The sequence below is a fragment of the Glutamicibacter sp. BW77 genome (assembly GCF_002332285.1).
Lineage (GTDB): Bacteria > Actinomycetota > Actinomycetes > Actinomycetales > Micrococcaceae > Glutamicibacter > Glutamicibacter bergerei.
Genome location: NZ_NRGT01000080.1, coordinates 1 through 11,269, shown reverse-complemented (window position 1 = coordinate 11,269; position 11,269 = coordinate 1). Strand labels below are relative to the sequence as shown.

The following is an 11,269-nucleotide window of genomic DNA, read 5'->3' as shown; positions in this document are numbered from 1 at the left end:
GCATGAAAAAGGTCTTGATCGCCAACCGCGGCGAAATCGCTGTTCGTATCGCCCGCGCCGCCTCCGACGCCAACCTAAAATCGGTTGCCATCTACTCTGATCCGGACGCCGACGCATTGCATGTGCGTCGCGCCGATGAAGCATATTCCCTTGAAGGGTCTTCGAGTGCCGAAACGTACTTGGATATTTCCAAGATCATCGCCATTGCCCAGCGCGCCGGTGCGGATGCGGTTCACCCAGGTTATGGTTTCCTTTCCGAAAACGCCGACTTTGCTCGTGCAGTCATCGACGCCGGAATGACTTGGATTGGCCCGTCACCACAAGCCATTGAGCTTTTGGGCAATAAGGTCACCGCGCGTGAAATCGCGGTTCGTGCCGGCGCTCCCTTGGTGCCCGGCACCGATGCCCCAGCAGCTAACGCTGGTGAGGTTCGAGCCTTTGCCGAAAAGTATGGAGTACCTGTTGCCATCAAGGCAGCCTTCGGTGGTGGCGGACGTGGCCTGAAGGTCGCGCACACCATGGAAGACATAGAAGATTCTTTCGAATCTGCGGTCCGTGAAGCCACCGTCGCGTTCGGTCGGGGTGAATGCTTTGTGGAGCGCTTCCTTGACAAGCCACGTCACGTGGAAGCTCAGGTTCTTGCAGATACCCATGGCAATGTCATTGTGGTGGGTACCCGCGATTGCTCCCTGCAGCGTCGTCACCAAAAGTTAGTGGAAGAAGCCCCTGCACCGTTCCTCTCCGATGAGCAGCGCAGCGAAATCCACGAGTCAGCCAAGCGGATCTGCCGTGAAGCCAGTTATGTGGGCGCAGGTACCGTTGAATACTTAGTAGCCCCCGATGGCCTCATCTCATTCCTTGAGGTCAATACTCGATTGCAAGTTGAGCACCCGGTCAGCGAAGAGACCTCCGGTCTGGACCTAGTCATCGAACAGTTCCGTATTGCGGATGGTAAGGAACTCTCGGTATTCGAAGACCCTACCCCGGTGGGTCATGCTTTCGAGTTTCGTATCAATGCCGAAGATCCCGCTCGTGGTTTCTTGCCAGGGCCTGGCACCATCACCCGGTTCGAGGCGCCTACCGGCTCCGGCATCCGCGTGGACGCCGGAGTGCGCAGCAACTCAGTGATCCCTGGCCAGTACGACTCGCTAATGGCCAAGCTGATTGTTCACGGCGCTACCCGCGAACAGGCCTTACGTCGTGCCCAGGTGGCGTTGGCAGAGTTCACCATTGAGGGGGTTCCTACGGTTCTACCGTTCCACCGTGCAGTGTCTAAGCATCCGGATTTCGTCGCCGAACAACGTTTTGGCGTCTACACGACGTGGATTGAATCAGAGTTCGCTGATGAACTGGCTAATAGCGATGAAATTGCTACCACCGAGGCCGGTGCGGAACGCGAGGTACTAACCATTGACCTTGATGGCAAGGCCATGGCTCTTGGCTTGCCCGTTGCCTTGGTCAATGCAATCCGTCACGGCGGATCAACCTCGGCGGATTCAGCAGCCGTGCAGGGTGCCGACACCGATGAGGGTTCCATCGTGTCCCCTATGGCCGGTAATTTGGTCTCATTCTCAGCACAGGATGGCGAGTCGGTGAGCAAAGGACAAACCGTGGCCGTCTTAGAAGCTATGAAGATGGAATCCCCGGTGACCGCCCACCGCGATGGCATCTTCACTTCCGCAGATCTCAGCCCCGGACAAAGCGTGCTTCGTGGCGATGTGATGGGAACTATCTCTTAGTCAATGCGAGGTTTGCCGAGACGCTGAACTAAATTAGGGGAATGAACGTGAGCGAGATTTACACTTCAATTCCGTTAGGCGACGGGTCCACCCATGCGCACACCAGCACTTGGGTGGCCTCGACCTTGCGCCAAGAAATCGCCGAAGGGCGATTACTTCCAGGTTCTAAGCTCTCCGAACAAGCGTTGTCCAGCGCGCTGGGAGTCTCGCGCAATACGTTGCGCGAAGGATTCACACTCTTAGATAGTGACCTGATTATTTCGCGCATTCCGAATCGCGGGGTCTTCGTCGCTTCCCCAGACGCAGCGGATATCAGGGAAATCTACGCGGTTCGTCGAACTATCGAACCCGCCGCGTTAGCTTGGGGCCCAGAGCTAGATGTTGATGAGCTATCGCGGATCATTGAGCAGGCCCGTGCCGCCGCTGAAGCCGAAAATATTGCCCTCATGGCAGACGCCAATCAGCAATTCCACGAAACTATAGTGCGTGCTACCGGAAGCGTTCACCTGCTCGAATTAATGAGCCGGGTACTGGCAAAAATGCGGCTGGTGTTCCATGCGATGAGCGATGCCCCTGACTTTCATTCACACTACGTCTCACGAAACAGTGCCTTGGTTGACCTGCTTAGTTCCGGTCAACGGATGGAAGCGGCCGATACCCTGCAGCTTTATTTGAATACCGCTGAGACCGAACTCCTAGAACACTACGAGTCCTCGCAACCCCGCTAGGAGCACCATGACTGATTCTTCATTGCCCGTCATCGCTGAAGCTATTGCTCGCCGTGCCCATCGCGGCCAAGTAGACAAGTCCGGAGCAGATTATATTACTCATCCCGCTCGCGTGGCAGCGACGGTTCACGAGCAGGGCGGTACCGACACTGCTGTTGCTGCGGCATGGCTTCATGACGTGATCGAAGACTGCGAGTTCACTGCTTCGGATCTCTTGGCCGCGGGAATCTCTCAGGACGTCGTTATGGCGGTCGATTCAGTGACTAAACGTCAAGGCGAAAGCATCGAGGACTACTGTGCGCGGGTCCGTTCAAATCCCATAGGACTACTCGTCAAGCATGCAGATCTTGCCGATAATACTTCCCCTGAACGCACCGCACTATTAGCCGAAGCGACCCGTGAACGGTTGGCGAAAAAGTACAGCTATGTACGTTCACTCCTTGCACTTTAGTCAGCTATTCGCTTCAAAATGCGTATAGCATCAGAGCATGGAGTCCTAGAGGACGTGACGACATGTTTGAGAAGTTCACTGAACGGGCACGCTTGGTACTCATATTGGCTCAGCAAGCGGCCATTGCTCGCAACGAGGACCATCTAGGCACCGAGCATCTACTGGTAGCTTTGCACCGCGAAGGGCACGGAGTAGCCGCGCAAGCCCTACGGGCCCTCGACATTTCCCTTGACGTGATCCTCGCCCAGCTACAAACAGTGCCTAAGGCCAGTTCACTTGAACCGGGCGACGAAGTCCGGCTAACCGTGCATGCCAAAAAGCTCCTTCGACTTTCGCTACGCGAAGCCAAGGGGCTAGGTCATGAACTAGTAGATACCGAGCATCTACTTTTGGCATTGCTCCGCGCGGGTGAAGGACTGGCATTCCAATGCCTTAAAGACCTTGGCGTAAATCCACATCAATTACGTCAGCGAATCATTATGATCCTGTCAGGAGTCTAAAATAGGCCTCTTCAAGTCCACGGTTTCTCTCTGAGACGGTGAGGAGCACCGCATGATAATGCCGCTGGTCCTGATCAATCACACGGGTATCGTTAAAATAGACTGATGGGGACTTCGATTCGTTTCTCTCCTCGAAGCGTTGCCATCTTGTGCCAATAATTCATCGCATCCAAAACGCATCAGACCCAGGTATTCAAAATTGTGATTCCTTGGAAGGAACCTTCGTGATATTGCCCCTTGCTGAATTACATATCCATTTGGAAGGATCTCTGGAACCGGAGACTATTTTCGCTTTGGCTTCCAAGAATGGGATAGACCTGCCCTATGAGTCCGTCGAAGAACTACGCGCACACTACGAATTCAACAACCTGCAGTCGTTCCTCGATCTTTTCTACGCCAATATGGCAGTACTACGCACAAGCGAAGATTTCAAAGAAATCACGACCGCGTACCTGAACCGCGCGCACGCTTCCGGGGTGCGGCATGTGGAACTATTTTTTGATCCGCAGGCACACACCGAACGCGGCCTGTCGCTGTCCGAGGTCATTTCCGGGATACGCGCTGGGCTCGAAGAGGCCGAGCAACGATGGGGTGTGACCCATAAACTTATCGCCTGCTTCTGGCGTCATGCTCCGGCTGCTTCAGCCATGGAAATCCTGAAAATGATTGTCACCGAAAACCATGCCATCGACGGGATCGGCTTGGACTCCTCCGAGCTGGGATTCCCGCCAGAGCTCTTCGAAGAGGTCTTCAGCTACGCACGCGAGCACGGACTCCATGTAGTGGCTCATGCCGGCGAAGAAGGCCCAGCCGATTACATCCGCCAAGCGCTAGACCTGTTGAAGGTTGAGCGTGTCGACCATGGTATCCGTTGCATGGACGATCCTGAGCTGGTGTCTCGCTTAGTCAAAGAGCAGATGCCACTGACTGTATGCCCATTTTCTAATGTGCGTTTGCGTGCGGTAGACACTCTGGCCGATCACCCGTTGCCGCAGATGCTCGAAGCTGGTTTGAAAGTTTCCTTGCACTCCGATGACCCGGCCTACTTTGGTGGGTATCTAGATGCCAATATTTCTGCGGTGACCGAACAGTTCGGCCTGACTGTCAACGATCTGGCTACGCTGGCCCGCAACTCCTTTGAAGGCTCATTTCTTGATGAGGCTGCAAGGAAGTCACGTTTAGCTGAAGTGGATGCTTGGTTGGCTCTGCAATTGGATACCACGCGCAGAGACTAAGCGTTCAAATTAGAAGTGCCGCGATTCCTTGGGGGCGGAATCGCGGCACTGGACTCAATCCGTTGCTAGTACTTGGGGTTACGGCACCTGATATTGCGAGTCCCTGGCGTCGGTGATTAGCATATGCCCGGGGGCATGTCCGATCGCCAGCGTAGGACGGGATTCCATGACAGCGGCCTGTGGGGACACGCCGCATGCCCAGAAAACTGGAATCGCTCCGTCCGGCATAAGGGGGGCATCGCCGAAGTCTGGTTTTCCCAGATCTGTGATGCCGATTTCTTCGGGGTTTCCCACGTGAACTGGGGCCCCATGAACCGCTGGATAGCGGGAGGTAATGCGCACTGCGTCGGCCACCTGAGCGGCCGGAATCGGACGCATTGAAACCACCATCGGCCCGGTGAGGCTCCCGGCCGAAGCGCTGCGGATGCTCGACTTATACATAGGCACGTTAGTGCCGTGGTCGATGTGCGCAATACTGATGCCATTTTCGATCAGGGCTGCTTCGAAAGTGAAGGAGCACCCGACAATGAATGTCACCAGATCATCCCGCCAGTATTCGGTGAGATCTGTCGGTTCGGCAATCTTCTCGCCGTTTTCATAGACCGTGTACTTGGGCAGGTCGGTGCGGATATCTCCGTCAACCAGTAGTTCATTACTGGTCTGCCCTGCTTCAAGTACTCCCAGAATGGGGCATGATTTGGGATTGCGCTGGGCGAAGAGGAGGACATCAAATGCCAGGTCTTTCGGAACGATGATCAGGTTAGCTTGTGCGTAGCCGGCACTGTAGCCAGCTGTTGGTACGCTCAGACCCGCTCGGAATAGCTCACGCGCTTCCTTAGGTGTCAGTCCTGCTCGTGTGCTGCGTTCTGGTTGTTCGAGTTTCATGATGTCTGCCTCTCCGAGTTAGTTGGTTTTTAGACCCAGAGCTTGGCTAGGCCGGTTAGTGACATCCACCCAAGATAGATGGTCAGCACCCAAGTCAATGCACCGATGATCAGTAGCCATGCCGGGTATTTGTAGTTGTCCAGAAGGTCGCGGCGACGCCAGGCAACCCAGAGGAGAACCGCAAATCCGACGGGCAGGATCAGTCCGTTGAAAGCCCCGGCGAAGATCAGCAGGGTCTGTGGAGCCTGTCCGAGGAACAGGTAGATTACCGCGCAGACTGCAATGAATGCGACAGTGATCAGGTTGCGAGTGCGTTCGTTGGTCGTGGACTTGGTGACGAAGGATACCGACGTATATGCGGCACCGATAACTGATGTCAGCGCAGCAGACCAGAGGATCACGCCGAAAGTCCGTATGCCGATTTCTCCGGCAGCTGCTCCGAATGCCTCTGCTGCTTTGTTATCACTGGTCAATGCGACACCACCGGCGACTACGCCGAAGATCGCGAGGAACAGCAGAACTCGCATGACGCCGGTGATGATGATACTGACTACCGAGGTGCGGCTGACTGCTTTGACGTGCTCAACACCGGAGGTGCCCGAATCGATCATGCGGTGCGCTCCGGCGTATGTAATATAACCGCCCACGGTGCCACCGATCAGCGTGGTGATGACCAAGAAGTCAATATTTTCAGGCATCACGGTGTTCTTCAATGCTTCACCAACAGGTGGCGCGGCAACGATTGCTACGTAAAGCATCAAGAGAATCATCAACGCTCCGAGGAGCACTACAATCCGGTCCAGTGCCATCCCGGCTTTTTTAGACAAGAAGACGAGAATGGCGATAAGCGCCGAGATTGCTCCACCGATTTTCGCGTCAACGCCCAGCATCGCGTTCAGCCCAAGGCCGGTTCCGGCGATATTTCCGATGTTGAAGACCACACCGCCGACAAAGACGAGTGCTGCGAGGAACCATCCAACGCCTGGAAGTACCTTATTGCCCAGTTCTTGGGCACGCATTCCGGAGACGCCAATAACACGCCAGACGTTGAGCTGGACTGCAATATCAACCAAAATCGAAATGACAATCGCGAAGGCGAAGGACGCGCCGAGCTTGACCGTGAATTCCGACGTCTGGGTGATGAAACCCGGCCCAATGGCGCTTGTGGCCATGAGGAACATTGCCCCCATAAGGGCGGTCCGCCGAGCTTTGGAGCTCATCTGCGGCTTGATCTCTGAATTTGCCATGGTTCCATCCATAACTATCGGTGGTGATTGCGCTCACCTTCGCGAGTGATGAGTAGTACATTACAGGTTGTTGAACAATCTACGCAAGGGGTTGTTGAACAATCTTATTCCGGGCAACTCGAAGCACCCGTCTGACCAGAACCTACATACCAAAAACAATCGCACAAGAATCGTTTAAAAACGACACCTCGGCACGCAAAAGCACATTTTCTGGCTTTCGAGAACCGAGGTGTTTCCCGGATGGATTTAGCCCTGGCGAGCCTTCATCCGTGGATTCTTCTTATTGATCACAAATATCCTGCCGCGGCGGCGGACCACTTGAGCACCGGGCATCTTTTTCAGCGCCCGGATCGAATTCCTAGCTTTCATTCATTTTCACCTCGCTTCCATTCATTGTGCTGTTGCTGCCCTGGATCCAATGCACCCGAAGCACCATGCAGAGCCAAGAGCTGCCTATCGCTGAGTTCACAAGGCTCCAGCAGCGCCCTCACCTCGGCTTCGCAGTGCTCCGAACCAGTCAGCTCAAGGTGGGTGCAGGCAATATCGCCTTCCCAGGCGCCGGTTGATTCCAGCCAGATTCGAGGTCCGGCCCCAGTGAGGGCCACGCTCACACCGGGACAACTGGCCATCCAGAGCGTCCCTCGAATACACATGCACGTAGCTGCAAGATCCGGCAGTACCTCACGGAACCGATCGGCATCTAGCGGCCGTTCAACCTTGATGAGGATCTTTGTACCACCCACATCCGTGGCGCCAGAGCCGTGCTGAAAGTGGCCGGGGCGGGATCTGCGAAGCGCGTCGTCACGGTCATAGGCACCCAACGCGACCTTGCCCTGCGCGGAGGTGAGCGTGGCGTGCGGTGCCAAATCACGTATTAGCTTCATTCCACGCCTGAATTGCTCGCCGGAAGAATTCAAGTGCCCGGCGGATTCGCCTAGTAGTGCAACACTCAACCCTTCGACGAACAACAGGCTGTCAGCCAGCGCAATTTCGCGGATCAGGAACTCTCCGGCAGTGCGCTCATCATTGGCCATGGCATTAAATCCCGACTCCCACAGGTTCCTGCGGTCCCAGAACTGGTCTTCCACGGCGGCGGGATCCAGAGCCAGAGCAACTTGGTCGATCGCAACGCCACGCCCTTCGAGCTCGGTGCTCACGATGTCCAAAACTTGATCACTATGCCAAGTCGCCGGCAACGACTGAATGATTACCGCATCCTCGTTCTGGGGCAACAGGCGCAATAGGGTCGGAAGGATTTCAAACCGGACCGCGCAACCGACGCATCCATGTTCGAGCACGGATTCTGCGCGTTCACTGGCGTTGGTGTTTCCTTCCACCCGGCGCAGTACACGATTTCCCTCGAGGAGATCGTGGCTGATCACCAGCGCCTGGGGGTACTCGCTCAGCAGGCGCTGGACCGCTGCATCACGGCAGTGAACTTCTAAGGATGAGACAAAAATAAGCTTCATAGCACTAGAGCTTACATGAGAATGATTCTCAATATTAGTAATGCGTAACCTGTGTTAAAAGACGACGGGCCGCTCAAGTCATCGTCTACCGATAACTTGAGCGGCCCGTGCCGCGGGGAACCTCTTAGTGGAAGAAGTGGCGTGCCCCGGTGAAGTACATGGTGATGCCGGCCGCGTTAGCGGCGGCAACTACTTCCTCGTCGCGAACCGATCCACCTGGCTGCACGACTGCCGTAACACCGGCATCCAAGAGAATCTGCAGACCGTCAGCGAATGGGAAGAACGCATCCGAAGCCGCGACGGCTCCCTGACTGCGCTGCTCAGACTGTGCGCCGTCGACGTTTTCTGCGCCGCCGGCTGCATCTGCACCTGATTCAACTTTCACCCCGAGGGTGTTAGCACGCTCGACCGCAAGCTTGCACGAATCCACGCGGTTGACCTGGCCCATACCAATACCAACGGCTGCGCCGTCCTTAGCAATCAGAATTGCGTTGGACTTCGCTGCGCGCACCGCACGCCAAGCAAAGGCCAAGTCTGCCAAAGTTTTTTCATCCGCTGCCGCGCCGGCTGCAAGAGTCCAGTTAGCCACGTCGTCACCGGCTGCGGTGATCTGATCCCCAGCTTGTACCAGCATGCCACCGGAAACCTGACGGAATTCATTGGCATTACGTGCATAACCTTCTGGCAGGGCCAGCAGGCGGATGTTTTTCTTAGCCGAAAGGATTTCCACGGCTTCTGGCTCGAAGTTAGGTGCGATAACAACCTCGGTGAAGATGCCCTTAACCGTTTCTGCCATCGCCTTGGTGACGGTGCGGTTGGCGGCGATAACGCCACCAAAGGCCGAAACCGGGTCGGTGGCATGTGCCTTGGCGTGCGCGTCAGCAATTGGATCTACGGCATCTGGGGAAGCTACCGCGACACCACAAGGGTTCGCGTGCTTGATGACCGCTACCGCTGGCTGCTCAAAATCAAAAGCCGCACGCAATGCCGCATCGGCATCCACATAGTTGTTGTAGCTCATCGGCTTGCCGTGCAACTGGTCAGCCTGTGCGATGCCGGCAGGAGCTGCCTCATCAACATACAAGGCTGCCTGCTGGTGTGGGTTTTCGCCGTAGCGCAGCACCTCGGCGCGCTGCAAGGCAACACCGGAGTAAGCTGGCCAATCGATCACGCCGTCGCCGTCTTCATCCAAGAACTGGCTGGCGGTCCATGATGCCACTGCGGTGTCGTAGGCTGCGGTGTGTGCGTAAGCCTTAGCGGCGAGACGCTGACGGGTCTTCAGATCGAAGCCACCCTCTGCAGCGGCCTCGACGACCTGTGAGTAGAACGATGGATCAACCACGATGGACACTGCTGCGTGATTCTTTGCAGCCGAGCGGACCATAGCTGGACCGCCAATATCGATCTGCTCAACCACTTCGTCCTGGCTGGCGCCCGAGGCGACGGTCTGCACGAAGGGGTAGAGGTTCACCACGACTAGGTCGATCTGGTCGATGTCCATGGAGGACAGGGTGTCCATGTGCTCGCTCACGCGGCGGTCGGCAAGAATGCCACCATGGATGCGTGGGTGCAAGGTCTTCACCCGGCCATCGAGCATTTCCGGGGAGCCGGTAACCTGCTCTACTTCGGTGACTGGAATTCCTGCCGCCGCGATCTTCTTCGCGGTCGAACCGGTGGAGACCAACTGCACGCCAGCTTTATGCAACCCAGCGGCCAGTTCCTCCAGCCCAGTCTTGTCATACACGGAAATCAACGCGCGGCGAATAGCTACACGGTCCAAGACGGTCTTACTCACGAAAATGCTCTCCCGGCGGTGAGATGAAAAGGGGCGGGCGGCCATAGACCGCCGCACCTATTCTAGCGCCGGAAGCTAAAGACTGAGCAGTTCATGTCGGGGCTATTGAACTGGCTGTTCTAGCTGCGGAAAATGCTCATCAAGTTGTTGTGGGGTCAGACAGAGTTCTAGGAGTTTTTCTGCATGATCATCATCGGCAACGTAGGCAACCAGATCCACCTTGGTGCGTTCATTCAACTCTTCACGAATCGAATGAGCTACCGCGACGAGGGTGTGATAATAACGTTTGATCGTATTTTCCCATCCCTCTTGCGTGGCTTGCTCGGTCATTGCATCAGACCAGATTTGTGCCGCAGGATCTTGGCATAATTCAATGGAAGACCAGTGCCAATCGCTTGGCTCCCACTTATCCGAGTAGAAACTGTCGTTGTCGTCGGCTTCGAGATCCGCTTCGATAGCTTCTAAGACCTGGTCAAGGTCTTCAGTGTCTTCTTCACTATCGTCTGCTGATTGTGCGGACTCATCATCCTGCTCGTTATCGGAATCTATGAGTCCTTCACCGCGCAGTTGTTCCTCGCTTTGCGCATCCGATCGGTCCTCGTAGTCGGCATCCTCATCGAGGTCTTCGCCGCGCTCCACGAGAAGCTCTCGCGACTCGCTTTGTCGGTCCCGCTCGAGTGCTTCCACAGAATTAAGCGCCAGCAACGGCATGGAGATATTTTCACTCTCTGTGGTGCTGACCCCATGCAGGGCGATGGCATAAAAATTCTGCTCCGGGTGCTCAGCAATCACTTCTGCCGCGTGTCGGAGGGCAGCCACCCGTATTGCCTCTTCGAGAGCGGTCCAATCTACTCCCATGACCAGAGAATACTCCCATATGCCTTGTCATAACAGGTCTTGACGAAGCTACGGAATAAGCGTAATGAACCGTCCCGGAAATCATGCCGCCGTCTTATGTGCGGCAGCGTCGGGTAACGAGCCTGTCATTTCATCATAGTAGGCACGCTCAAATTCCTCGGGAGTTTGGTGATCCAGCGAGGAATGCAAGCGATCATTGTTGTACCAAAAGACCCAGTCGAAGACGACCTCAACGACATCTGATTCGGTCTTCAACGCACCACTGCGGAAGGGAGAACCCTTGGCCACGGCTTCATTCTTGAATAATCCCATGACCGTTTCGGCAGCCGCATTGTCGTACGCTTAACCGGCTAAAAAATAGC

Annotated in this window: 11 protein-coding genes and 1 pseudogene; 5 read left to right on the top strand and 7 right to left on the bottom strand. The window is 55.7% G+C overall.

The window, feature by feature from the left end; all coding sequences use genetic code 11:
- Positions 1-2: 2 nt before the first annotated feature.
- The 5 genes from CIK74_RS16480 (at position 3) to CIK74_RS16460 (ending at position 4,653) form a co-directional block, all read left to right on the top strand.
- Entirely contained in the window at positions 3-1,739 is a 1,737-nt protein-coding gene (locus CIK74_RS16480; protein WP_096257406.1) for a biotin carboxylase N-terminal domain-containing protein, read from the top strand.
- 47 nt (positions 1,740-1,786) lie between these two features.
- The gene (locus CIK74_RS16475) at positions 1,787-2,467 is read left to right on the top strand and encodes a GntR family transcriptional regulator (RefSeq protein WP_240520572.1); all 681 of its coding nucleotides are present in this window, start codon (positions 1,787-1,789) and stop codon (positions 2,465-2,467) included.
- A 7-nt stretch (positions 2,468-2,474) separates the two neighbouring features.
- Entirely contained in the window at positions 2,475-2,918 is a 444-nt protein-coding gene (locus tag CIK74_RS16470) for an HD domain-containing protein (RefSeq protein WP_096257402.1), read from the top strand.
- Positions 2,919-2,980: 62 nt separating this feature from the next.
- Complete coding sequence (locus CIK74_RS16465; protein ID WP_096257400.1) at positions 2,981-3,418, top strand: Clp protease N-terminal domain-containing protein; 438 nt, start codon at positions 2,981-2,983, stop codon at positions 3,416-3,418.
- A 224-nt stretch (positions 3,419-3,642) separates the two neighbouring features.
- Entirely contained in the window at positions 3,643-4,653 is a 1,011-nt protein-coding gene (locus tag CIK74_RS16460; RefSeq protein WP_096257399.1) for an adenosine deaminase, read from the top strand.
- Between the two features lie 78 nt (positions 4,654-4,731).
- Here the strand turns inward: CIK74_RS16460 and CIK74_RS16455 are convergent, their stop codons facing one another.
- From CIK74_RS16455 to CIK74_RS16425, 7 genes and pseudogenes are all read right to left on the bottom strand, one after another.
- Positions 4,732-5,538: a putative hydro-lyase gene (locus CIK74_RS16455; RefSeq protein WP_096257397.1), complete on the bottom strand. Its 807-nt coding sequence runs from the start codon at positions 5,536-5,538 to the stop codon at positions 4,732-4,734.
- A gap of 29 nt (positions 5,539-5,567) precedes the next feature.
- Positions 5,568-6,785: an NRAMP family divalent metal transporter gene (locus tag CIK74_RS16450; protein ID WP_096257435.1), complete on the bottom strand. Its 1,218-nt coding sequence runs from the start codon at positions 6,783-6,785 to the stop codon at positions 5,568-5,570.
- 246 nt (positions 6,786-7,031) lie between these two features.
- Positions 7,032-7,154: a type B 50S ribosomal protein L36 gene (gene ykgO, locus CIK74_RS16445; RefSeq protein WP_096257395.1), complete on the bottom strand. Its 123-nt coding sequence runs from the start codon at positions 7,152-7,154 to the stop codon at positions 7,032-7,034.
- Positions 7,151-8,254, bottom strand: a complete 1,104-nt coding sequence (locus tag CIK74_RS16440; RefSeq protein WP_096257394.1) for a GTP-binding protein — start codon at positions 8,252-8,254, stop codon at positions 7,151-7,153. The genes ykgO and CIK74_RS16440 overlap by 4 nt, the downstream gene beginning before the upstream one ends.
- A gap of 124 nt (positions 8,255-8,378) precedes the next feature.
- A complete protein-coding gene (purH, locus tag CIK74_RS16435) occupies positions 8,379-10,049 on the bottom strand; it encodes a bifunctional phosphoribosylaminoimidazolecarboxamide formyltransferase/IMP cyclohydrolase (protein ID WP_170947922.1) in 1,671 nt (556 codons plus the stop codon).
- Positions 10,050-10,151: 102 nt separating this feature from the next.
- Positions 10,152-10,907 (bottom strand): DUF4303 domain-containing protein, encoded by a 756-nt coding sequence (locus CIK74_RS16430; RefSeq protein ID WP_096257390.1) that lies wholly within the window; start codon positions 10,905-10,907, stop codon positions 10,152-10,154.
- An 81-nt stretch (positions 10,908-10,988) separates the two neighbouring features.
- Positions 10,989-11,234, bottom strand: a pseudogene (locus tag CIK74_RS16425) (IS3 family transposase); the annotation flags it as partial.
- Between the last annotated feature and the right edge of the window lie 35 nt (positions 11,235-11,269).

Bases quoted from the DNA above. Each gene is read 5' to 3' on its own strand.
- ykgO (WP_096257395.1), bottom strand. From the start codon at position 7,154: ATGAAAGCTAGGAATTCGATCCGGGCGCTGAAAAAGATGCCCGGTGCT.
- CIK74_RS16450 (WP_096257435.1), bottom strand. From the start codon at position 6,785: ATGGCAAATTCAGAGATCAAGCCGCAGATGAGCTCCAAAGCTCGGCGG.
- CIK74_RS16440 (WP_096257394.1), bottom strand. From the start codon at position 8,254: ATGAAGCTTATTTTTGTCTCATCCTTAGAAGTTCACTGCCGTGATGCA.
- CIK74_RS16430 (WP_096257390.1), bottom strand. From the start codon at position 10,907: ATGGGAGTAGATTGGACCGCTCTCGAAGAGGCAATACGGGTGGCTGCC.
- CIK74_RS16480 (WP_096257406.1), top strand. From the start codon at position 3: ATGAAAAAGGTCTTGATCGCCAACCGCGGCGAAATCGCTGTTCGTATC.
- CIK74_RS16455 (WP_096257397.1), bottom strand. From the start codon at position 5,538: ATGAAACTCGAACAACCAGAACGCAGCACACGAGCAGGACTGACACCT.
- CIK74_RS16465 (WP_096257400.1), top strand. From the start codon at position 2,981: ATGTTTGAGAAGTTCACTGAACGGGCACGCTTGGTACTCATATTGGCT.
- CIK74_RS16470 (WP_096257402.1), top strand. From the start codon at position 2,475: ATGACTGATTCTTCATTGCCCGTCATCGCTGAAGCTATTGCTCGCCGT.